This window comes from Ruegeria sp. BA2 (assembly GCF_056539605.1).
In genome coordinates, this window is sequence record NZ_JBQFVE010000011.1 from 24,058 (window position 1) to 43,723 (window position 19,666).

Genomic DNA, 19,666 nt, shown 5'->3' on the forward strand with positions numbered 1-19,666 from the left:
TCTTGGCCCGGGTCATGCGTTGCCGTCTTTGAAATCCAGGCCCATTTCCGAGTAGCGCTCGGATTCCTCCAGCCAGTTGGGCCGAACTTTCACCTGCAGGAACAGGTGGATCTTGCGGTCAAGGAAGTCTTCCAGCTCCGCCCGCGCGGCCTGGCTGACGGCTTTGATGGTTTCTCCGCGTTTGCCCAGCACGATGCCTTTGTGGCCATCGCGCATGACATAGATGACCTGATCGATCTTGGCCGAGCCGTCTTTGCGCTCTTCCCAGTTCTCGGTCTCGACGGTCAGCTGGTAGGGCAGTTCCTGATGCAGGCGCAGGGTCAGTTTCTCGCGCGTCATCTCAGCCGCGATCATGCGCAGAGGCAGATCCGCAATCTGGTCTTCTGGATAGAGCCACGGGCCCTCGGGCAGTTCCGAGGCCAGCCATTTGCGCAGGTCGTCGACACCGTGGCCTTTTTCGGCCGAGATCATGAAGGTCTCGGCAAAGGGATAACGCGCATTCAGGTCACTGGTCAGCGCCAGCAGCTTTTCCGAGGGCACCTTGTCGATCTTGTTGATCGCAAGTGCAATGGTGCGGCCCTGCCCGATCTCTTCCAGGCCTTCGAGGATGCGTTCGACACCTTCGGTGATACCGCGATGCGCCTCGATCATCAGCACGACCACATCCGCATCCGCAGCCCCGCCCCAAGCGGCGGCGACCATGGCGCGGTCCAGGCGGCGGCGGGGTTTGAACAGGCCGGGGGTGTCCACAAACACCAGTTGCGCATCACCCTCCATCGCGACGCCGCGGATGCGGGCACGGGTGGTCTGCACCTTGTGCGTCACGATCGAGACCTTGGCCCCGACCATGCGGTTCAAAAGGGTGGATTTGCCTGCGTTGGGCTCTCCGATCAGGGCGATAAATCCGGCGCGTGTGCTCATGTGTCCTGCGATCCTGTTTGCAAGTGCGCACCCCTATAGCAGAATGTCCGGACGGGCCAGAGGGATTTGTCGCATAGCAGATGCCGGTGGGAAAAGGCCAGTCCGTGAGCATTAGGGCGTAGCTGCCCGCTCAGCCAGCGCGAGCAACGGCCAGGTTTGATTGCGAGGCTAAGTCGAAGGGTGCAGTGCAAGTATATGGTTCGGGTAGGCTTGATCTCCGATGCGAAAATCCGTGACACCAACCTGCCGGAACCCTTTGGCTAGATAGAAGTCGATTGCGGGCGTGTTTTCAGAATTGGTTGTCAGCCAAATCGAAGGGCGCCCTTTTTCATGCATGTAGTCGACCGCGACGTCCAGCAGCGCAGAGCCGATGCCTTTATCATGATGGCGGGGCTGGACGTAGAACGTTACGATCTCCAGATCAGAAAGCCCGTCCACGGGTGCGGCGCGACTTTCCGCAAGCCGAATATAGCCGTCGATCCCGTCTTCGTTTTCAGAAACCATCAAGAGATCTTGGCCGTCGTCCAATATGGCTTCGAACCGGGCGGTTGTGAATTCGGACAGTGCGAATTCGGCAAAGAAGGAATTCACACCTCGCTTTAGATAGGTTCCGATCCAGACCTCAATTGACAGGGCCGCAAGGCTGGCGGCGTCGGTTTTTTGGGCGGGTCTGATTTTCATGATCTGGCTGCGCAGAGGATCAAGACAACTGTTCCAACAACGCCTTTGCCGCTGCCTGTTCGGCCTGTCGCTTGGAGCCTGCGGTGGCCTGAGCTTCGGTACCATTCTGCAGACGAGCGGCGATCGTGAAGATCGGGGCATGGTCAGGGCCGGTGCGTTTGACCTCGACATAGCTGGGTGGTTTCTGGCCGCGGGCCTGTGCCCATTCCTGCAGGGCGGTTTTTGCATCGCGGGCGTCGGCCTCGACCTTGTGGATGCGATCGCCCCAGAGGGCGAGGATCACGTCTCGGGCAGCCTCGAATCCTGCGTCGCGGTAGATGGCCGCGATGACCGCCTCCATCGCGTCGCCCAGCAAGGCCTGCTTGCGACGACCTCCGGACAGCATCTCGGACCGGCCCAATTTCAGCACCGCGCCCAGATCGATCTGGCGGGCGACGTCGGCGCAGGCCTCTTTGCGGACCAGCGCGTTGAACCGGGGGGCTAGTTGCCCTTCGGAGGCTTTTTTGTCAGCCTCCAGCAGTGCGGTGGCCATGACAAGGCCCAGCACCCGGTCGCCCAGAAATTCGAGGCGCTGGTTGTCGGGGCGTGTGGCGGAAGAGACGGACCCATGGGTCAGCGCACGCACCAGCAACTCAAGGTCCGAGAATTCATATCCCAGACGTTGCTGGAACGCTTTTATCTCAGCCGATAGCTTCAATTGACCGCCTTGAAGAAGCGATCACTGCGCCAAGTCCAGAAGAACAGCATCGAGCGGCCAGCGGACGAGAACATGATCCTGTCGGCGCGACCGATCAGGTTTTCGTAGGGTACATAGCCCACGCCACCGGCGGATTGCGGCAAACGGCTGTCGGCCGAGTTGTCGCGGTTGTCGCCCATGAAGAAATAGTGGCCCTCGGGTACGGTATAGACCCCGGTATTGTCCGATCCCTGATTGCCGATGTTCAGCACGTCGTAGGACACGCCATTCGGCAGAGTTTCGATCAGCCGGTTCTTTTCGCAAACACCGCCGATCCCGACGGGACCGTTGGAACAGCGCGGGCGCAGGCCTTGCGGGCCCTGCGGTTCGGCAACTTCGGTGAACACACCGTCAGGTTGCTGCGGCACAGGTGTGTCGTTCAGGATGATTTGGCCTGCGCGGATCTGGATACGATCACCCGGCAGGCCGATCAGGCGCTTGATATAGTCGCGGCCTGTGACCGGATGGCGGAAGACGATGACATCGCCGCGATCAGGGTCGCCGCCGATCAGACGCGAGTTGTCATCGCTCTGCATCCAGCCGCAGATGTCTTCGGCATCGATGTTGAGGCCAACGCTGGGGATAATGAGGCTGGGGCAGGACGCATAGGAATAGCCATAGGCCATCTTGTTGACGAAGAGGAAATCCCCGATCAGCAGGGTTTGCTTCATCGACCCGGAAGGAATCCAGAACGGCTGAAAGAACAGGGTGCGGAAAATGCCCGCGATCAGCAGGGCATAGACGATGGTTTTGATCGTCTCCCAAATGGCGTTTCCGGATTTGGCTTCCTCGGCCATACTGCTCTCTCCAGTCTCTGCGTGGTTGGGGTGCTACATGCGGGTCAGTTGGGGGCAAGTCAAGGCTGTGAGGGCGCTTCTTGAAGCGGGCGGGCCTCGATCACCACAAAGGCCTGCGCCCAGGGGTGATCATCGGTCAGGGTGACATGGATGATCGCCTCGTGTCCTTCGGGGGTCATTTCCTTCAGACGCTCGGCGGCCCAGCCGGTGACATGCATGACGGGCTGGCCCGTGCGCAAGTTGGTCACCGCCATGTCCTTCCACGCGATGCCCATGCGCAGACCGGTGCCCAGGGCTTTTGAACAAGCCTCTTTCGCGGCCCAGCGTTTGGCGTAGGTGCCTGCGGTATCGTGGCGGCGTTCGGCCTTGCTTTGCTCGGTCTCGGTAAAGACGCGGTTGCGGAACCGGTCGCCGAACCGGTCGAGCGTGCCTTGAATGCGTTCGATATTGGCGAGGTCGGTGCCGATGCCGAGGATCATGTCAGACCTCCAACACCACGGTGCCGAGCTTTTGTCCGGCCTCGACCATCTGGTGGGCAGTGGCCGCATCGCTGAGGTTTCCGCCGGGGACAACGGCGTGAGACAGTGCACCTTGTTCCAGCCACTCACCCAACTGCGCCTCGCCACGACGGCGGGCGGCGGCGTCGAGCTGGTAGACGATCAGCATGTGCAAGCGGATGTTCTTGAACATGAAACCATAGAAATCCAGCGAGGGCGTCATTTGTGAGGCCGAGGCGTAGCTGGCGATGGTGCCGCCGGGGCGGATCAGTGCAAGCGAAGCGGCTTGATTGGCGGCAAAATCGACCTCGACAATGCGGTCGACGCCTGCGCCATCTGTCATATCCATCACGGCGTCGGTCACGTCTTGGGTGCGATAGTTAATACAATCGGAAGCGCCGGAATGGGCGGCTTTCTCCTCGGAACTGACGGTGGTTATCACGCGCGCGCCGCCCAGAGCGGCCATCTGACAGGCATACCGTCCGACCGTACCCGCACCGCCAGTGACCAGAACGGTCTGGTCAGAGATCGGGCCATCGGCATAGAGCGCATACCACGCCGTCATGGCAGGGATACCGAAACAGGCCCCTTCGGCAAAGCTGGTCGTGTCGGGCAGGTGTACCGCCTGATTAGCGGGCAGCGCGATGTATTCCGCCCCGGTGCCAAAGGCGCGTTGCCATTGGCCATTCCAGATCCACACGCGCTGGCCGATACGCGCGGCGTCAACACCCTCACCAACCGCCTCGATCACACCGGCGCCGTCTGAATGGGGAATGACCATTGGATATTGCATCACCGCGCCAGGCCGCGCGCCGCCACGCAGCTTGACGTCCGAAGGATTGATACCACTGGCATGGACCCGCACCAGCACCTCGCCCGCAGCGGGGTTGGGCGTGGGTATGTCAATGAGTTCAAGTACGTCCTTGGCGGGGCCGAAGCTGCGATATGATATAGCTTTCATGACAACCTTACCGTGAGGATTTTGTAGCTGGCCACGCCAAAGAACCCGGCGAAGGCGAAATCAAACCAGCGGCGGGCGCGGCGATAGGCGTTGACCATGCGGGCGGACGAAAACAGGAAAGCGTATCCGATGAAGATCAGCAGCGAACCCGCGTAGAGCATGGCGAAATAGCCCAGCAGCATGGCAAGGCTGGCGTCATTGGGGGCGACGATGGCGTAGATCGAGCCCCAGCTGAGGATCGCCTTTGGGTTGGTCAGGTGGATCGCCGCACCCTTGGCAAAGATGGTCCCAAGCGAGCCGGTGACCGGATTGCCCAGCGCGACCTCATCCGAGGACAGCGCCCGGCACAGGGCCTTGAACGCCAGCCAGCCCAGATATGCAACACCGATATATCGGATCACCTCGAACACCCAGACATTGGCGAGCATGATCGCCGACAGCCCCAGCGCAGCAGCGATGCCCCACGCAGCAGAACCCGCGCAGATGCCCAGCGCAAACGCGAGACCAGCGGTGCGACCCTCGTTCATGGCAGTGCCTGCGATACCCATTGTAGCGGGTCCCGGAGAGCCCCCTGCCATGAGCCAGGCGATCCAGATTGCTATGAAACCGGTGGTGATCATCGCGAGAGGGCCGATCTGATAAGGCCGAGGCCTGCAACTGCAAACAACCCAGCGACAACCCCGTCGATCCAGCGTCGGAAGCGGCGGTATCCTGCCATCATGCCGCTGACCGAGAACAGCATCGAATAGAGGAAATTGTTGAGAAATCCTGCAGCGATGCAGATCAGGGTGGCGGCGGCGACCGACAGCAACCCGTCATCCGGGCCAAGGCCAACCGACAGGGCCGCCATCCATGCGATCACCGATTTCGGGTTCGAGAGGTTAAGGACCAGCCCGCGCCAGAACCATTTCCCTTTTGCAGGCATTGCCACATTGGCCGCATCGGCTTGCATGGCGGACCGGCCCGATTGCCATGCCAGCCACAGCAGGTAGAGCCCACCCAGCACCTTGAGTACCATCAGGACATAGAGCGAGCTTTGCAGCACCGCGCCCATGCCGCTGGCGGCGATCAGACCCCAGAAGACCAGACCGCAGGACAAACCCACTCCGTAGATGAGGCTGGTTTTGCGCCCGAAGCTCATTGCAATGGCGGCGTTGGAGATATTCGCAGGACCGGGCGAGACCGCGACCACAAAGAAAGCCAGCGCCGTGACAGCAAGCGAAGTAAGGTCAATCATCCCCGTGCCTCATCCATCAGGCGGCGCATTTCATGGACGGCTGGGGTGAGGCCGCGAAAGATGGATTCTCCGATTAGGAAATGGCCGATATTCAGCTCTCGCACTTCTGGGAAAGCGGCGACAGGCCGCACAGTGTCGTAGGTCAGGCCGTGGCCTGCATGGACCTCAAGGCCCAGCGAATGGGCATAGGCGGACATCTCGCGCAGAGCGGCCAGCTCGCGCGCGGCCTCGTCCAGTTTGCCCTCGGCGTGGAAGTCGCAATAGGCGCCGGTGTGCAGCTCGATCACCTCGGCCCCAATGCGGTGGGCGGCATCGATCTGGCGCTGGTCAGCAGCGATGAAGATCGACACACGGCAGCCCGCCTCGCGCAGGGGCGCGATATAATGGGCCAGCTTGTTTTCTTCGCGCGCGACTTCGAGCCCGCCTTCGGTGGTGCGTTCCTCGCGCTTTTCGGGGACGATACAGACGGCGTGCGGTTTATGACGCAGGGCTATTTTCTGCATCTCGTCCGTCGCGGCCATCTCAAAGTTCAGCGGTACGGTCAGCGCCTCCATCAACCCTTCGATATCGGCGTCCAGGATATGGCGACGATCTTCGCGCAGATGGGCGGTGATGCCATCGGCCCCGGCCTCTTCGGCCAGTTTCGCGGCGCGGATCGGGTCAGGATAGGCCCCACCGCGCGCGTTGCGGATGGTGGCCACGTGATCGATATTCACACCCAGACGCAAATGGTTGTCAGACATCTTTCGAATCCTTCATTGTCCCTGAGGCCGAGCCTAGTGGTTTTGTTGGGGGAACGTCAGCCTCTGCCTGCGCAAGGCGTTTGATTTGTTCAAATTTCGCTTTGATCCGGGCACGGCGGCGCTGTTGATAGGTGCGAATAAGCGGCAGGCTGAGATAGCCGCATATCGCTCCGGCCACGATACCGGGAATGATCCCGCCCACCATGTAAGGAAAGAACACATCATCATAGAACCGGCTGAGCCCGTGCCAGTCGGCCGTGCGATCCGTAAAGATTGCAATGCAATTGTCCTTGAGATCGCCCATAGCATCGGCAAATTTCCCCATCAGCCCGTCGGTGTCATGCTTGCGGTACTTGCTGCCCAGCAGGAAATGCCCGGTTTGCAGGCTGACCACGCCAATCGGCACATAGGTCAATGGGTTGCCAAAGAAAGTGCCGCTGAGCGCGGCCAGGATATTGCCGTTGATCAGGCGGGCCAGCACGGCGGCAACCACGAAATGCAGGCCATAAAACGGGGTGAAGGCTGCGAACACCCCTGCCCCGATGCCCCGCGCGATCCGTTCGGGGCTGTCAGGCAGGCGACGGACCCGGTGCTTGACGTAATGAAAGGCGCGGGTCCAGCCGCCGCGCGGATAAACGAATTCGGACGCGACTTGGACAGCTGAGCGGCGATCTCGGCGCTTGAAAACCACTCGTGATCACCCCTTCTCAGCCAACCGCGACGGCGGGTTTCTTGCTTTCCCGGTACCGTTCGACCGCGGCCACATCGCTTTCGGCCTCAAGCATCAGCATCAGCGAATGCAGCTGTTCAAGATCGCGCAGCTCGACATTGATCATCAGGCGGTAAAAATCCGGTTTGCGGTCAATGAATTCGAGGTTCGAGATATTGGCCTTTTTCTCGCCAATCAATGTGCAAATACGCCCCAGTACCCCGGCATCATTGCCGATGGTCAGATCAAGCGTCGCGCCATAGACGGCAGGGTGCGTGCCTGCATGCCAGTGCAGATCGACCCAGCGTTCGGGTTCGTCTTCAAACTCGGACAGGCGGTCGCAGTCGATGGCGTGCACCTCAACGCCCTTGCCGCGATAGGTGATGCCAACGATGCGTTCGCCCGGCAGCGGCTGACAGCAGGGCGCACGGTCAAACTTCTGGCCAGGTTCAAGCCCGATCACCGCGCGGCGGGGCGAGATGGCATCGCCATCATCCTTGGTCAGCTCGGGATACACGGCCTCGACCACCTCATGGGCGGTCAGTTCGGCACTGCCCAGACGGGCCAGCAATTCTTGGCGATCTTTCAGGCGCAGGTGCTTGGCGGCGGTGTCGAGCGCCTTGTCAGTGGCCTTGCGTCCGACGTTTTCAAAGCCTGCACGGGCCAGTTCCTTGCCCAGCTTGATGAAACGCTCGCGGTCAACCTCGCGCAGCGCACGACGGATTGAGGTGCGGGCTTTGCCGGTTACCGCAATCTCAAGCCATGTGACCTGCGGCATCTGGCCATCAGCGGTGATGATATCCACCGATTGCCCGTTCTTGAGCCGCGTCCAAAGCGGAACGCGAATGCCGTCAACCTTGGCCCCTACGCAAGCATGGCCGATACGGGTGTGGATCGCATAGGCGAAATCGATCGGCGTCGCCCCGCGCGGCAGTTTCACCACGTCGCCCTTGGGTGTGAAGCAGAACACCTGATCCGAATACATCTCAAGCTTGACGGCTTCGAGGAAGTCCTCGTGATCCTCTTCGTTGTCGAACTGCTCAGTCAGGTTCGAAATCCACTTGGCCGGATCAACCGCAAAGGGGTTTTCGGTACGCACACCATCGCGATAGGACCAGTGCGCCGCCACGCCAGTTTCAGCCACGTCATGCATCTGGCGGGTGCGGATCTGCACCTCGACCCGTTTGCCATCGCGCCCTGACACTGTGGTGTGGATTGAGCGGTATCCGTTGGATTTCGGCTGGCTGATATAGTCCTTGAACCGCCCCGGCACCGCGCGCCAGCGCTGGTGGATCGCGCCAAGGGTGCGATAGCAGTCTTCCTCGGACCCGGTGATGATTCGGAAGCCGTAGATGTCGGACAGGCGCGAGAAACCCTGATCCTTCTCCTGCATCTTGCGCCAGATCGAATAGGGTTTCTTGGCGCGGCCAAACACCTCGGCCTCGATGCCGGCCTTTTCCAGCTCATGCCGCATGTCGCCAGTGATCCGGTGGATCACATCACCGGTTTCGCGCTGCAAAGTGATAAAGCGCCGAATAATCGATTGGCGGCCTTCGGGGTTCAGAACACGGAAAGCGAGGTCTTCGAGCTCCTCGCGCATCCATTGCATCCCCATACGGCCTGCAAGCGGCGCATAGATATCCATCGTCTCGCGCGCTTTTTGCACCTGCTTTTCGGGGCGCATCGCCTTGATCGTGCGCATATTGTGCAGACGATCGGCAAGCTTGACCAGAATGACCCGCAGGTCCTTGGACATGGCCATGAACAGCTTGCGGAAGTTCTCGGCTTGTTTGGTCTCACGACTCGAAAGTTGCAGGTTGGTCAGCTTGGTGACGCCATCGACCAGTTTGGCAACTTCGTCCCCGAACAGTTCGGCCACCTTGCCATAGCTGGCTTTGGTGTCTTCGATCGTGTCGTGCAGCAGGGCCGTTATGATGGTCGCATCATCCAGACGCTGTTCGGTCAGGATCGCGGCAACGGCAACGGGGTGCGAGAAATAGGGCTCGCCGGAATGGCGGAACTGCCCGTCATGCATCTGCTGGCCAAATTCATAGGCCCGCGAGATGCGGTCGGCATTTGTCTTGGGATTGTAATTGCGGACCAGCGCAATCAGGTCTTCTTCTGAAATCATCCGGTCCGCACCTTTGTCGCTGGGGTTTACCCCTGGCCCTGGGCCTCCATCAGAGCGCGCAGGAGTTTTTCCTCGGACATGTCGTCATCCGCAGGTTTGTCGGACTCTGCGCCCATCAACAGGGCCATCTGATCTTCTTCGGGCTCATCAACCTCGATCTGGGTCTGGTTGGCCTCGATCAAACGCTCGCGCAGCTCATCGGCGCTTTGGGTTTCGTCGGCGATTTCGCGCAGCGATACAACGGGGTTCTTGTCGTTGTCGCGGTCAACGGTGATCGGACCACCGGCAGAAATCTCGCGCGCCCGGTGGGCTGCAAGCATCACCAGTTCGAACCGGTTCGGGACCTTGTCTACACAATCTTCGACCGTAACGCGGGCCATTGGGCGCTCTCCGTAAATGAATCCGTGGCAAGAAGGGGTTTATCTAAGCGCGAATCCCCGCCTTGACAAGCAGGAAATGCCGCAAATGCGAGGATCACAGCGGCGTGACTTCGGCCACATCGCCGGGCGGCAGCGCGGCAACCATCTGCGTCACCGTCTGCCCCAACACAGGATGGTGCCAATTGGGCGCGACATCGGCCATCGGAACCAGCACAAAGGCACGGTCTTGCAGGCGCGGATGGGGTAGAATCAATTGTTCGGGCGCGGATTTGACCTGGTCCTTGGGCGGAAGGGTCAGCCAACGGTGATATTCAGCGTCATCCGGCAGCACCAGATCGTCCCAACAGATCAGATCAAGATCGAGCGTCCGCATCCCCCAACGCTGTTCGCGGGCACGCTCAAAATCGTGTTCGATGCGGTGGAGCAGGCTCAGAACCTCATGCGGGGTCAGGTCCGTTTCGATCAAAACTGCGGCATTCACATAGTCTGGCCCGGCACCTGCGGGAAAGCACGGGGTGGCAAAAAACCGGCTTGTGGCGCGAATCACCAGACCTGCATCGGCCATGGCCGCGAGCGAGTGCTCAAGTGTCACCTTGGGTCCATTCCCTCTCAGACTGAGATTTGCACCCAGCGCGATGACCGCTTTTGACAAAGATTTGTCCACTATTAACCCCATATTCCGATCAGAGAATGCTTGCGAAGTAAGCTAAAACGCCTATTTTAAGGTCACCATTGCGCTGACCAATTACTTTATCACTCACAGGACTCACGGTGCGGTGGCTTATACCGGAAGGACCATTTTTATGTTTTACAAAGACGAACGGCTAGCGCTGTTCATCGACGGCTCGAATCTTTATGCAGCCGCCAAAGCACTAGGGTTTGACATCGACTACAAGTTGCTGCGTCAGGAATTCATGCGCAGAGGCAAACTGCTTAGAGCTTTCTACTACACAGCGCTACTGGAAAATGACGAGTATTCTCCGATCCGACCTCTGGTGGACTGGCTGCATTACAACGGCTTCACCATGGTCACCAAACCGGCGAAGGAATACACCGACAGCATGGGGCGTCGGAAGGTCAAAGGAAACATGGATATCGAACTGACTGTCGATGCCATGGAACTGGCACCACGCGTTGACCATATAGTGCTGTTTTCGGGCGATGGGGATTTCCGCCCGCTGATTGCCAGCCTGCAGCGTCAAGGCGTGCGCGTATCGGTCGTGTCGACCATCCGCAGCCAGCCACCGATGATCTCGGACGAACTGCGCCGCCAGGCCGACAACTTTATCGAGCTGGAGGACCTGCGCGACGTGATCGGCCGCCCTCCGCGTGAAATGCCAGCCGAGCCGCGCAGTGTCGCGGCAGCGGGCGGTCACTGACCCACATCAAACCCCACCACTCACTCACCAACGGGGTTTCTTGAAATTAAGTGCGGCCAGGGCCAGAAGCCCTGGCCGCACGTCTTTTAAAGGGATAGGTGCTAAAAACACCCCTTGGCTAACAGCGATTCATGTCAGGTAAATGACGCTGTGCTGTCTGGACCATGGCAATGAAAAGACCTAGTTGTCGTGGGCAAGGAGACCGCCCAATGACCAAGCCGCCACTGACATTATATCTCGCCGCACCGCGCGGATTTTGCGCCGGAGTGGACCGGGCCATCAAGATCGTTGAGATGGCCCTGCAGAAATGGGGTGCGCCGGTCTATGTGCGCCATGAAATCGTGCACAACAAGTTCGTGGTCGACGGTTTGCGAGCCAAAGGTGCGGTGTTTGTCGAGGAACTGGACGAATGCCCCGATGACCGCCCGGTGATCTTTTCCGCCCATGGCGTTCCCAAATCCGTACCCGCCACCGCTGCCCGGCGTGAGATGATCTATGTCGACGCCACCTGCCCGTTGGTGTCCAAGGTGCATGTGGAGGCGCAGCGCCATGCGGATGCGGGGCTGCAGATGATCATGATCGGCCACAAGGGCCACCCCGAAACCGTCGGCACCATGGGGCAACTGCCCGAGGGCGAAGTGCTGCTCGTGGAAACGGTTGATGATGTCGCCGAGGTCGCCGTGCGCAATCCCGAAAAGCTGGCCTTTGTCACGCAAACCACGCTGTCGGTGGATGACACCAAGGATATCATTGCTGCGCTTGAGGCGCGGTTCCCCGCTATTGTCGGGCCGCACAAAGAAGACATCTGCTATGCCACCACCAACCGGCAAGAGGCGGTGAAGGCTGTGGCCCCGAAAGCGGATGCTTTGCTGGTAGTGGGTGCGCCAAATTCATCGAATTCACGGCGTCTGGTTGAAGTCGCCTCGCGCGCGGGCTGCGACTATGCGCAATTGGTGCAGCGCGCGACCGAGATCGACTGGCGCGCATTGGAAGGCATTTCAACCGTCGCCATTACCGCCGGGGCCTCGGCCCCCGAGGTGCTGGTGAATGAGGTGATCGACGCGTTCCGCAGACACTATGACGTCACCGTCGAGATGGTTGAAACCGCCGTTGAAAACGTCGAATTCAAGGTGCCCCGCGTGTTGCGGGAACCGGCATGAGCGGTATCCCCCGCGCGCCGCTGGTTCTTGGGCTGGCGGGGCTGATCCCGTTTATCTGGGGCGCGCTGACCTATCTGAACGGCGATCTGAACGACTGGGGCCGACAGGCGCTGGGATCGCGGTTCGTGGGACCCTATGTACAGTTGTTCTATGGCTCGGTGATCCTGAGCTTTATGTCTGGTGTTCTTTGGGGTTTTGCCACCAAGACCTCGGGCAGCAAGGCGGCGACGTGTTACACATTATCCGTGCTGCCCGCACTGTGGGCCTTCTTTAAAACCGGCGGCGGCCCGGTGACTGCTGGCACGAACCTGATGTGGGGTTTTGCAGGCTTGCTTGTGCTGGATGCAATCTTCGCCTACTGGCGGCTGACCCCGGTCTGGTGGATGCGGCTGCGCATGCTTTTGACGGCGGTCGTGCTGGCCTGTCTTGCAGTGGGAGTTTACCTGTGACTGATAAACGGACAATCGACGCCTATACCACTCGGGTCTCAGACTATCTGAGCATCCCCCTGCCCGCCGAACAGCTTGAAGCGCGGCAGGCCTTTGCGGATGCGGTTGGTAAGGGTGGCTATGTGTTGGATCTGGGCTCGGGCCCCGGATCGGACAGTGCGTTTCTGATGCGACAAGGGCTGAAGGTCCGGGCACTGGATGCCACGCCTGCTTTTGTCGAACACGCGCGCAGTAATGGTGTCGATGCCCATCTGGGCACGTTCGATGATGTCACCGAAGTGGCCGCCTATAACGGGGTTTATGCCAGTTTCTCGCTGCTGCATGCCCCGCGCGCTGATTTCCCGCGTCACCTGAGCGCGATCCATACCGCACTGAAACCCGGTGGCCAGTTATTTCTGGGAATGAAACTGGGTACGGGTGAACATCGCGATGATCTTGATCGTTATTACACCTATTACACTCAGCCCGAGATTGATGACGCCCTGACCACCGCTGGCTTCACCATTGATCGCGCTGTGCGGGGGATGGGCAAGGGGTTGGCCGGGTCTTACGACGGGTTCATTCTGGTGTTTGCTCATGCCTGATCTGTTTGCCTATACCGATGGCGCCTGTTCCGGAAATCCCGGCCCCGGCGGCTGGGGCGTGCTGCTGCGCGCAATGGAGGGCGAGACGGTCCTGAAGGAACGCGAGTTGAATGGCGGTGAGGCCGAGACCACCAACAACCGTATGGAATTGCTGGCTGCGATCAGCGCGTTGGAGACGTTGGAGCGGGCTTCAACGATCACCATCGTCACCGACAGCGCCTATGTGAAGAACGGCGTGACGGGCTGGATTTTCGGGTGGAAGCGGAATGGCTGGAAGACCTCGAACAAGAAGCCGGTCAAGAATGTCGATCTGTGGCAGCGGCTGGACGAGGCCGCGCAGCGCCATGACGTGACCTGGGAATGGGTCAAGGGCCATGCGGGCCATCCCGAGAACGAACGCGCCGACGAATTAGCCCGCGCGGGCATGGCCCCCTTCAAGCCCAAGAAAGAGCAGGCGTGAGCGGTCTTGCCCTGCTGGATTACGCCTCGGTTCTGGTTTTTGCACTGACCGGAGCGCTGGTGGCCAGCCGGGCGCAGCTGGATCTGGTGGGGTTTGCCTTTATCGCCTGCTTGACGGCCGTGGGCGGTGGCACGGTGCGCGACGTGCTGCTGGATCGGCATCCGGTGTTCTGGGTTGGGCAACCCGACTACATCCTGATCGCCTGCGGGGCTGCAGTTCTGATCTTCTTCACCGCGCATCTGGTAGAGAGCCGCTACAATCTGCTGGTCTGGCTGGACAGTTTCGCCTTGTCCATCGCGGTGGCAGCAGGCACTGGCGCGGCGCTGTCGCTCGGCCAATCCGGCATCATCGTGGTGCTGATGGGTGTGACCACGGGCTGTCTGGGCGGGTTGATGCGCGATGTGGTCTGCAATGAGGTGCCTCTGGTGCTGAAACAAGGCGAGCTCTATGTCTCTTGCGCCTTTGCCGGGGCTATAACTGCGGTCTTTGCCACCCGCCTTGGGCTGGACGGCTTGCTTGCGCTGGGGCTATGCGCCTTGGTCTGCTGGGCGCTGCGGGCGGGATCGCTGCTGTTTGGCTGGCAGTTGCCGGTTTACAAGGCCCGACCGCCCCGGCAATAGGGTATAAACGGACACGAGATCGCGATGACCCTTAGGCTTTCATATCTTGCTGCAATGCTGCTGCTGGTAGGCTGTGCAGATGATTACACCCCGGTCAGCTTCTGGGCCGAAGGGGATCAGATCGTGGCCTCTGGCACGATCGACCACACAACGCTCAGTGCGTTCGAAGAGGTGATAGACGAGAACCCCGGGATTAAGACGCTGGTGCTGCAGAATATCGGTGGCTCAGTCGATGATGATGCCAATGTGGTGTTCAGCCGCGTGGTGCGCGAGGAAGGGTTTGATACGGTGGTGCCGTCAAACGGGCTGGTTGCGTCAGGTGGGACTGATCTATTTCTCGCCGGCAATCGGCGCGTTTTGGAACCCGGCGCCTGTGTGGGCGTCCACAGTTGGGGCGGCGGAGGATACATCGCGGCAGAGTTGCCCGAAGGGCACCCGGAACATGACCGATACCTCGACTATTTCGACGATATCGGTGTCGATCCCGATTTCTACTGGTTCACGCTGGATGCCGCGTCCGAGGACGAGATGCACTGGATGACGGCATCCGAGGCCAACCGGTATGACATGACGACACGTTCCGCCCCCCGCCTTGGCACTGCTGCGATCTGCGATGAACGCTAGCGCGTAAGCAGCCGCGCGCCGATTTCCTTGACGAATTTCGCCGCCACCATGGCAGTCATGCCGTATGGATCGCGATGCGGGTTCAACTCAACGATATCCGCGCCAATCAACTGCCCTTTGAAGCGATGGATCAAGTCGATCACCTCACGCGTGCTCAGCCCACCGGGTTCGTGATGCGAAACACCGGGGGCAAAGGCCGGGTCCAGCGCATCTAGGTCCAGTGACAGGTAAACCGGTCCGTCAAAGCTGATCTCCAGATCTGCGCGCCAGTTGCGCATGTCGATCACCTCGACCCCGAATTTGTCGGCCTGTTCCTGCTGATGCGCGTTCATTGTGCGGATGCCAACCTGCACCAAACGGTTGATCTTGCCGGTCTCCATCACCCGGGCAAACGGGCAGCCATGGCCCAGTGGGCCGATCTGCTGGCTGTCATAGAGGTCGGGGTGCGAGTCGATATGCAGGACATTCAGCCCCTCATACCGGTCCGCGTGGGCCTTGATCAGCGGATAGGCCACCGAGTGATCACCGCCCAGCGACAGCAATCGCGCGCCGGTTTCGATCCGGGCGGCCGCGCCTGCTTCGATCCGGTCGATGGGCTCTTGCCCCATCATCTCAAACACATCCAGATCGCCGGTATCCTTGAAACGGTTGGTTGCGCCCAGATCGGTGCCATCTTCTGCGGTCAGGTTCGCCGCTCCGGAATGCAGCGCCTCGCGGATGCGGCCCGGGGCAAAGGCGGGGCCTTGCAGGAACGAGGAATGCAGGTCCAGCGGCACCCCCATAAGGGCAACGTCACCGGTGGTCAGATCATGGGACATGAGGAACCTTTCGACAAAGTGTAGCCGGACACTGGTCGAAGATATGGGTGTGGGTCAAGTGGTCAGCGGCGGATATATGTCTGCCAGATCCAGATCACCAGAAGCGCCCCAAGAACAGCCCCAATGAACCCTGAGAGCCATCCCATCACGGTGATGAGCGTGCGTAGGACCAAGCCGCCCACCAACGCGCCGACGATGCCGATCAACATGGTGGTTGGAATGTCGGCCTCGATCCGCATAAGGCGGGTGGCGAGGAACCCTGCGGCGGCACCTATGATGATCAGGGCGACGATGGGCATCTCATTTCCTCCAATGTGTGGGCACGATGATCAGCGCCCCGATGGAGGACAGCACCGCGTCCAGCCCCGGCGGTCCAAAGCTGATGCCGAACATTATACGGACGAAATAGAACAGAAAGGCCCCGCCCACGCAGATGATGATCGATTGCAGATAGCCGTTGTGGGTAAAGCCGGTCTTTTCAGACAAATAGCCCACGATCCCGGCGATCACGACGGTGCCCATCAGGATCATGAACATGGTCTACTCCGATGACAGGTTGGTGCCGACCGGGATGGGCCAGCCCCGCAGAAAGGTTCCCCTATCCTGCGCGCCTTTGCCCGCCCTTTGCAAGCGCAGCAGTTCGATCGCGCCTTCGCCACAGGCCACGGTCAGGTCGCTATCGAGCACCTTGCCCGGTGTGCCCTGCCCTTCGGCCAGACGCGAGGCCAGCAGTTTGATCCGGTCGCCCTCAATCTCGGTCCATGCGCCGGGGAACGGCGAAAGGCCGCGGATTTTACGGTCAACCTCGGTGGCGGGGGCGGACCAATCGATCCGCGCCTCGGATTTATCGATCTTGGTGGCGTAGGTGACGCCCTCTTCGGGCTGTGGTTCAGGGGTCAGGCTGGGCAGCTTGTTCAGTGCTTCAACGATCAGCGCTGCGCCCATGTCCGACAGGCGATCATGGAGTTGCGCGGTGGTTTCATCGGGACCTATGTCGGTAGCCTCGCGCAGCAGTACAGGCCCGGTGTCGAGCCCGGCCTCCATCTGCATGATGCAGATGCCGGTTTGCGCGTCACCTGACATGATCGCGCGGTGGATCGGGGCGGCGCCCCGCCAGCGCGGCAGCAGGCTGGCGTGGATGTTCAGGCAGCCATGGATCGGCGCGTCCAGAACGGGTTGTGGCAGGATCAGGCCATAGGCCACGACCACAGCGACATCAGCGTTCAGCGCGGCAAAACTGGCCTGTTCCTCGGGCGATTTCAGCGAGATGGGATGGCGGACCTCCAGACCCAGCGCCTCGGCGCGGGCGTGGACCGGCGTTGGACGGTCCTTTTTACCTCGACCAGCGGGGCGCGGGGGTTGGCAGTATACGGCTGCGATGTCGTGACCCGCATCGACCAGCGCATCCAGCACCGGGACCGAGAAATCAGGGGTTCCCATGAAGATTATGCGCATCCGTCCCTCCGTAGGATGGGGTTTCACCCCATCTTCTTTGCCTTGCGCAACAGCATGTCACGCTTGACCTTGCTGAGACGGTCAAAATACATCCGCCCGTTCAAGTGGTCGATCTGGTGCTGCACACTGGTGGCCTCGATGCCGACGAAATCGCGGCGGTCGATCTGGCCTTGTTCGTTGAGGAATTTCACCGTTACCGCGCGCGGGCGTTTTACCTTGGCCGACACGCCGGGCAGGTTTGGGCTGGCCTCGTCATGTTCGCGCAGCTCGATCGAACTGTGCAGGATTTCCGGATTGGCCAGACGCACGGCGCGGCCCCGCTCGGTCGAGCCGTCCACGACAGCCAGACGCAGCATCACCCCGATCTGAGGCGCGGCGAGACCGACACCCGGCATCGCCTCCATCGTGTCGATCATGTCGTCCCAGATTGCACGGATATCATCGGTGATCTCGGGGACGTCCTCGGCCTTGGTGCGCAGGCGTTTGTCGGGCCATGGCAGGCAGGTCCGCACCGTCATGTGCGGGCCTTTTCGCGTTTCAGCTTCTGCATCTTGCGCGTGATCATCTGGCGTTTGAGCGGTTTGAGGTAGTCAATAAACAGCTTACCGTTCAGATGGTCGATCTCGTGCTGCACACAAGTCGCCCAGAGATCATCAAAGGTTTCCTGCTGCAGATTGCCGTCGCGGTCCAGCCAGGTGACATCCACAGTCTTAGGACGGGTCACTTCGGCATATTGCTCGGGGATCGACAGGCAGCCTTCTTCATAGACGTTTGTCTCATCCGACGAGGCGATAACCTCGGGGTTGAACATCACCAGCGGGCGTGGGGCCTCGCCTTCTTCCTTGACGCAGTCGATCACGATGAGCCGATCCAGCACGCCGATCTGCGGTGCCGCAAGGCCAATACCGGGCGCGTCATACATCGTCTCCAGCATGTCATCAGCCAGTTTGCGCAGATCGTCGGTGATGTCGGCCACCGGCGCGCAGACCTTTTTCAGGCGGGGATCGGGATGGATCAGGATATTGCGTTTCATGAGGCTGATTTAGGCCATCGCGCCCGCCACCGCAACGGCCCCCTTGCACATGGCGGATTTGAGGTTAGCTTCGCCTCGACAGATGGAGATGACATGACTTTCAACGACCTGATCGACCGCCGGGGCACCAACTCTTCAAAATGGGACAAGATGGAGCAGCTCTATGGCGTCTCGCCCGAGGATGGGCTGGCCATGTGGACCGCCGATTCTGACTATGCCACTGCCCCTTGCGTGATTGAGGCCGTGCGCAAGGCCGCCGATCATGGTGCATTTGGGTATTCTTGGATGCACCCAGATTATCTGAACGCGGTCCAGTGGTGGATGAAGACCCGCCACAACTGGGAGATCGACACCGATTGGGTGCTGACCTCGCAGGGTCTGGGCAATGCGATCGCCCTGTGTCTGGATGTCTGGAGCGAGCCCGGAGATGGGGTGGTCATCTTTTCGCCCGTTTACCATGAGTTTGCCCATAAGGTGAACAAATCGGGCCGCAGCGTGGTCGAATGCCCGCTGGTGCGCGATGGCGACAGTTATGCGCTGGATCTCGACGATGCACAGTCGCGGCTGGACGGGTCGGAAAAGCTGCTGCTTTGGTGTTCACCTCAGAACCCGTCGGGCCGGGTCTGGACACCGGAGGAGCTGCGCGCGGTGGCGGCATTTGCGGAACGCAACGGGCTGATACTGGTCTCGGATGAGATTCACCACGATCTGGTTTATCCGGGCAATACCTTCGTGCCGATGGATGTGGCGGCGCCAGAGGCGCGCCCGTGGACCGTGATCCTGACCGCTGCATCAAAGACCTTCAACATCGCAGGCCAGCGCACGGGAAACATGATCATCCCCGATGCCAAGCTGCGGGCCGAAATGAAACACCGGATTGTCACATTGGATTATGACCCCAGCGCGTTGGGTGTGGCGATGATCACCGCCGCCTACTCCCCGGAAGGCGCGACATGGGTTGATGAGCAGATCGCCCATCTGGACGCCAACCGGAAGCTGTTCGATGCGGCCATTGCCGAGATACCGGGCCTGTGGTCGATGCCCTTGCAGGCGACCTATCTGGCATGGGTCGACTTCTCGGGCACTGGCATGTCGCACGAAGAGTTTGTCCGTCGCCTGCGCGAGGATGCGCGAATCGCGACCTCTTCGGGCCCCGGTTTTGGCACTGGCGGTGAAACGTTTGAGCGGTTCAATCTGGCCACCCAACGCGCGCGGGTAGAAGAGGCCTGCGCACGGCTAAAGGCAGCCTTTGGCGATCTGCAATAAACTCGGTCTAAAACAAACGGAGGCA

At 60.4% G+C, this 19,666-nt stretch carries 27 protein-coding genes; 8 read left to right on the top strand and 19 right to left on the bottom strand.

What is annotated here, in order from left to right:
* Positions 1 to 12: 12 nt before the first annotated feature.
* The 13 genes from era to folK all read right to left on the bottom strand — a co-directional run bounded on the left by era (position 13) and on the right by folK (position 10,469).
* Positions 13 to 921 carry a GTPase Era gene (era, locus tag ACR0NN_RS19215; RefSeq protein WP_170724412.1) on the bottom strand — a complete coding sequence of 303 codons (909 nt, stop codon included), beginning with the start codon at positions 919 to 921 and terminating at the stop codon, positions 13 to 15.
* 168 nt (positions 922 to 1,089) lie between these two features.
* Complete coding sequence (locus ACR0NN_RS19220; RefSeq protein ID WP_170724413.1) at positions 1,090 to 1,602, bottom strand: GNAT family N-acetyltransferase; 513 nt, start codon at positions 1,600 to 1,602, stop codon at positions 1,090 to 1,092.
* A 19-nt stretch (positions 1,603 to 1,621) separates the two neighbouring features.
* On the bottom strand, positions 1,622 to 2,299 hold the full coding sequence (rnc, locus tag ACR0NN_RS19225; RefSeq protein WP_170724416.1) for a ribonuclease III: 678 nt from the start codon (positions 2,297 to 2,299) through the stop codon (positions 1,622 to 1,624).
* On the bottom strand, positions 2,296 to 3,135 hold the full coding sequence (lepB, locus tag ACR0NN_RS19230) for a signal peptidase I (protein ID WP_170724421.1): 840 nt from the start codon (positions 3,133 to 3,135) through the stop codon (positions 2,296 to 2,298). The genes rnc and lepB overlap by 4 nt, the downstream gene beginning before the upstream one ends.
* A gap of 59 nt (positions 3,136 to 3,194) precedes the next feature.
* On the bottom strand, positions 3,195 to 3,614 hold the full coding sequence (gene acpS / locus ACR0NN_RS19235; protein ID WP_170724423.1) for a holo-ACP synthase: 420 nt from the start codon (positions 3,612 to 3,614) through the stop codon (positions 3,195 to 3,197).
* Position 3,615: 1 nt separating this feature from the next.
* Complete coding sequence (locus ACR0NN_RS19240) at positions 3,616 to 4,593, bottom strand: NADPH:quinone reductase (RefSeq protein WP_170724426.1); 978 nt, start codon at positions 4,591 to 4,593, stop codon at positions 3,616 to 3,618.
* The gene (locus ACR0NN_RS19245) at positions 4,590 to 5,213 is read right to left on the bottom strand and encodes a LysE family translocator (protein ID WP_170724428.1); all 624 of its coding nucleotides are present in this window, start codon (positions 5,211 to 5,213) and stop codon (positions 4,590 to 4,592) included. The genes ACR0NN_RS19240 and ACR0NN_RS19245 overlap by 4 nt, the downstream gene beginning before the upstream one ends.
* Positions 5,210 to 5,830, bottom strand: a complete 621-nt coding sequence (locus ACR0NN_RS19250) for a LysE family transporter (protein ID WP_170724430.1) — start codon at positions 5,828 to 5,830, stop codon at positions 5,210 to 5,212. The genes ACR0NN_RS19245 and ACR0NN_RS19250 overlap by 4 nt, the downstream gene beginning before the upstream one ends.
* Entirely contained in the window at positions 5,827 to 6,573 is a 747-nt protein-coding gene (locus ACR0NN_RS19255; RefSeq protein ID WP_170724432.1) for a pyridoxine 5'-phosphate synthase, read from the bottom strand. Before ACR0NN_RS19255 ends, ACR0NN_RS19250 begins: the two co-directional genes overlap by 4 nt.
* Positions 6,566 to 7,264 carry a DUF2062 domain-containing protein gene (locus ACR0NN_RS19260; protein ID WP_170724435.1) on the bottom strand — a complete coding sequence of 233 codons (699 nt, stop codon included), beginning with the start codon at positions 7,262 to 7,264 and terminating at the stop codon, positions 6,566 to 6,568. The genes ACR0NN_RS19255 and ACR0NN_RS19260 overlap by 8 nt, the downstream gene beginning before the upstream one ends.
* A 16-nt stretch (positions 7,265 to 7,280) precedes the next feature.
* On the bottom strand, positions 7,281 to 9,413 hold the full coding sequence (locus ACR0NN_RS19265; protein WP_170686667.1) for a RelA/SpoT family protein: 2,133 nt from the start codon (positions 9,411 to 9,413) through the stop codon (positions 7,281 to 7,283).
* A 26-nt stretch (positions 9,414 to 9,439) separates the two neighbouring features.
* On the bottom strand, positions 9,440 to 9,793 hold the full coding sequence (gene rpoZ / locus ACR0NN_RS19270; protein ID WP_010437681.1) for a DNA-directed RNA polymerase subunit omega: 354 nt from the start codon (positions 9,791 to 9,793) through the stop codon (positions 9,440 to 9,442).
* 94 nt (positions 9,794 to 9,887) lie between these two features.
* Entirely contained in the window at positions 9,888 to 10,469 is a 582-nt protein-coding gene (folK, locus tag ACR0NN_RS19275) for a 2-amino-4-hydroxy-6-hydroxymethyldihydropteridine diphosphokinase (RefSeq protein WP_170724437.1), read from the bottom strand.
* 127 nt (positions 10,470 to 10,596) lie between these two features.
* On the opposite strand from folK, the gene ACR0NN_RS19280 reads away from it, so the two are divergent.
* The 7 genes from ACR0NN_RS19280 to ACR0NN_RS19310 all read left to right on the top strand — a co-directional run bounded on the left by ACR0NN_RS19280 (position 10,597) and on the right by ACR0NN_RS19310 (position 15,069).
* Positions 10,597 to 11,172 carry a LabA-like NYN domain-containing protein gene (locus ACR0NN_RS19280; protein ID WP_170686665.1) on the top strand — a complete coding sequence of 192 codons (576 nt, stop codon included), beginning with the start codon at positions 10,597 to 10,599 and terminating at the stop codon, positions 11,170 to 11,172.
* A 209-nt stretch (positions 11,173 to 11,381) separates the two neighbouring features.
* The gene (ispH, locus tag ACR0NN_RS19285; protein ID WP_170724439.1) at positions 11,382 to 12,332 is read left to right on the top strand and encodes a 4-hydroxy-3-methylbut-2-enyl diphosphate reductase; all 951 of its coding nucleotides are present in this window, start codon (positions 11,382 to 11,384) and stop codon (positions 12,330 to 12,332) included.
* A complete protein-coding gene (locus ACR0NN_RS19290; protein WP_170686663.1) occupies positions 12,329 to 12,781 on the top strand; it encodes a DUF3429 domain-containing protein in 453 nt (150 codons plus the stop codon). Before ispH ends, ACR0NN_RS19290 begins: the two co-directional genes overlap by 4 nt.
* Positions 12,778 to 13,365 (top strand): class I SAM-dependent methyltransferase, encoded by a 588-nt coding sequence (locus ACR0NN_RS19295; RefSeq protein ID WP_170724441.1) that lies wholly within the window; start codon positions 12,778 to 12,780, stop codon positions 13,363 to 13,365. The genes ACR0NN_RS19290 and ACR0NN_RS19295 overlap by 4 nt, the downstream gene beginning before the upstream one ends.
* Positions 13,358 to 13,825: a ribonuclease HI gene (rnhA, locus tag ACR0NN_RS19300; RefSeq protein ID WP_170686661.1), complete on the top strand. Its 468-nt coding sequence runs from the start codon at positions 13,358 to 13,360 to the stop codon at positions 13,823 to 13,825. The genes ACR0NN_RS19295 and rnhA overlap by 8 nt, the downstream gene beginning before the upstream one ends.
* Complete coding sequence (locus tag ACR0NN_RS19305; RefSeq protein WP_170724443.1) at positions 13,822 to 14,445, top strand: trimeric intracellular cation channel family protein; 624 nt, start codon at positions 13,822 to 13,824, stop codon at positions 14,443 to 14,445. The genes rnhA and ACR0NN_RS19305 overlap by 4 nt, the downstream gene beginning before the upstream one ends.
* Before the next feature lie 54 nt (positions 14,446 to 14,499).
* A complete protein-coding gene (locus ACR0NN_RS19310) occupies positions 14,500 to 15,069 on the top strand; it encodes a COG3904 family protein (protein WP_480685333.1) in 570 nt (189 codons plus the stop codon).
* Here the strand turns inward: ACR0NN_RS19310 and speB are convergent.
* The 6 genes from speB to def (ACR0NN_RS19340) all read right to left on the bottom strand — a co-directional run bounded on the left by speB (position 15,066) and on the right by def (ACR0NN_RS19340) (position 18,375).
* Positions 15,066 to 15,887, bottom strand: a complete 822-nt coding sequence (gene speB / locus ACR0NN_RS19315; RefSeq protein WP_170724447.1) for an agmatinase — start codon at positions 15,885 to 15,887, stop codon at positions 15,066 to 15,068. The two genes, ACR0NN_RS19310 and speB, sit on opposite strands and share 4 nt — an antisense overlap.
* A gap of 62 nt (positions 15,888 to 15,949) precedes the next feature.
* Entirely contained in the window at positions 15,950 to 16,186 is a 237-nt protein-coding gene (locus tag ACR0NN_RS19320) for a GlsB/YeaQ/YmgE family stress response membrane protein (protein WP_170724449.1), read from the bottom strand.
* A gap of 1 nt (position 16,187) precedes the next feature.
* Positions 16,188 to 16,424, bottom strand: a complete 237-nt coding sequence (locus ACR0NN_RS19325) for a hypothetical protein (RefSeq protein ID WP_039541692.1) — start codon at positions 16,422 to 16,424, stop codon at positions 16,188 to 16,190.
* Between the two features lie 3 nt (positions 16,425 to 16,427).
* Complete coding sequence (gene fmt, locus ACR0NN_RS19330; RefSeq protein WP_170724454.1) at positions 16,428 to 17,342, bottom strand: methionyl-tRNA formyltransferase; 915 nt, start codon at positions 17,340 to 17,342, stop codon at positions 16,428 to 16,430.
* Positions 17,343 to 17,365: 23 nt separating this feature from the next.
* Positions 17,366 to 17,860, bottom strand: coding sequence for a peptide deformylase (def, locus tag ACR0NN_RS19335; protein ID WP_170724456.1), 495 nt, complete (start codon positions 17,858 to 17,860; stop codon positions 17,366 to 17,368).
* On the bottom strand, positions 17,857 to 18,375 hold the full coding sequence (gene def / locus ACR0NN_RS19340; RefSeq protein ID WP_039541683.1) for a peptide deformylase: 519 nt from the start codon (positions 18,373 to 18,375) through the stop codon (positions 17,857 to 17,859). The genes def (ACR0NN_RS19335) and def (ACR0NN_RS19340) overlap by 4 nt, the downstream gene beginning before the upstream one ends.
* 93 nt (positions 18,376 to 18,468) lie before the next feature.
* On the opposite strand from def (ACR0NN_RS19340), the gene ACR0NN_RS19345 reads away from it, so the two are divergent.
* Positions 18,469 to 19,641 carry a MalY/PatB family protein gene (locus ACR0NN_RS19345; RefSeq protein WP_480685364.1) on the top strand — a complete coding sequence of 391 codons (1,173 nt, stop codon included), beginning with the start codon at positions 18,469 to 18,471 and terminating at the stop codon, positions 19,639 to 19,641.
* Positions 19,642 to 19,666 lie beyond the last annotated feature (25 nt).

What these genes read in the sequence shown, in the direction of transcription:
- speB (WP_170724447.1), bottom strand. Translation starts at nt 15,887, where the DNA reads ATGTCCCATGATCTGACCACCGGTGACGTTGCCCTTATGGGGGTGCCG.
- ACR0NN_RS19250 (WP_170724430.1), bottom strand. Translation starts at nt 5,830, where the DNA reads ATGATTGACCTTACTTCGCTTGCTGTCACGGCGCTGGCTTTCTTTGTG.
- ACR0NN_RS19255 (WP_170724432.1), bottom strand. Translation starts at nt 6,573, where the DNA reads ATGTCTGACAACCATTTGCGTCTGGGTGTGAATATCGATCACGTGGCC.
- def (WP_039541683.1), bottom strand. Translation starts at nt 18,375, where the DNA reads ATGAAACGCAATATCCTGATCCATCCCGATCCCCGCCTGAAAAAGGTC.
- def (WP_170724456.1), bottom strand. Translation starts at nt 17,860, where the DNA reads ATGACGGTGCGGACCTGCCTGCCATGGCCCGACAAACGCCTGCGCACC.
- rnhA (WP_170686661.1), top strand. Translation starts at nt 13,358, where the DNA reads ATGCCTGATCTGTTTGCCTATACCGATGGCGCCTGTTCCGGAAATCCC.
- ACR0NN_RS19245 (WP_170724428.1), bottom strand. Translation starts at nt 5,213, where the DNA reads ATGATCACCACCGGTTTCATAGCAATCTGGATCGCCTGGCTCATGGCA.
- ACR0NN_RS19265 (WP_170686667.1), bottom strand. Translation starts at nt 9,413, where the DNA reads ATGATTTCAGAAGAAGACCTGATTGCGCTGGTCCGCAATTACAATCCC.
- ACR0NN_RS19220 (WP_170724413.1), bottom strand. Translation starts at nt 1,602, where the DNA reads ATGAAAATCAGACCCGCCCAAAAAACCGACGCCGCCAGCCTTGCGGCC.
- ACR0NN_RS19240 (WP_170724426.1), bottom strand. Translation starts at nt 4,593, where the DNA reads ATGAAAGCTATATCATATCGCAGCTTCGGCCCCGCCAAGGACGTACTT.
- ACR0NN_RS19320 (WP_170724449.1), bottom strand. Translation starts at nt 16,186, where the DNA reads ATGCCCATCGTCGCCCTGATCATCATAGGTGCCGCCGCAGGGTTCCTC.
- fmt (WP_170724454.1), bottom strand. Translation starts at nt 17,342, where the DNA reads ATGCGCATAATCTTCATGGGAACCCCTGATTTCTCGGTCCCGGTGCTG.
- ACR0NN_RS19345 (WP_480685364.1), top strand. Translation starts at nt 18,469, where the DNA reads ATGACTTTCAACGACCTGATCGACCGCCGGGGCACCAACTCTTCAAAA.
- ispH (WP_170724439.1), top strand. Translation starts at nt 11,382, where the DNA reads ATGACCAAGCCGCCACTGACATTATATCTCGCCGCACCGCGCGGATTT.
- ACR0NN_RS19290 (WP_170686663.1), top strand. Translation starts at nt 12,329, where the DNA reads ATGAGCGGTATCCCCCGCGCGCCGCTGGTTCTTGGGCTGGCGGGGCTG.
- ACR0NN_RS19280 (WP_170686665.1), top strand. Translation starts at nt 10,597, where the DNA reads ATGTTTTACAAAGACGAACGGCTAGCGCTGTTCATCGACGGCTCGAAT.
- ACR0NN_RS19310 (WP_480685333.1), top strand. Translation starts at nt 14,500, where the DNA reads ATGCTGCTGCTGGTAGGCTGTGCAGATGATTACACCCCGGTCAGCTTC.
- folK (WP_170724437.1), bottom strand. Translation starts at nt 10,469, where the DNA reads ATGGGGTTAATAGTGGACAAATCTTTGTCAAAAGCGGTCATCGCGCTG.
- acpS (WP_170724423.1), bottom strand. Translation starts at nt 3,614, where the DNA reads ATGATCCTCGGCATCGGCACCGACCTCGCCAATATCGAACGCATTCAA.
- era (WP_170724412.1), bottom strand. Translation starts at nt 921, where the DNA reads ATGAGCACACGCGCCGGATTTATCGCCCTGATCGGAGAGCCCAACGCA.
- lepB (WP_170724421.1), bottom strand. Translation starts at nt 3,135, where the DNA reads ATGGCCGAGGAAGCCAAATCCGGAAACGCCATTTGGGAGACGATCAAA.
- rpoZ (WP_010437681.1), bottom strand. Translation starts at nt 9,793, where the DNA reads ATGGCCCGCGTTACGGTCGAAGATTGTGTAGACAAGGTCCCGAACCGG.
- ACR0NN_RS19325 (WP_039541692.1), bottom strand. Translation starts at nt 16,424, where the DNA reads ATGTTCATGATCCTGATGGGCACCGTCGTGATCGCCGGGATCGTGGGC.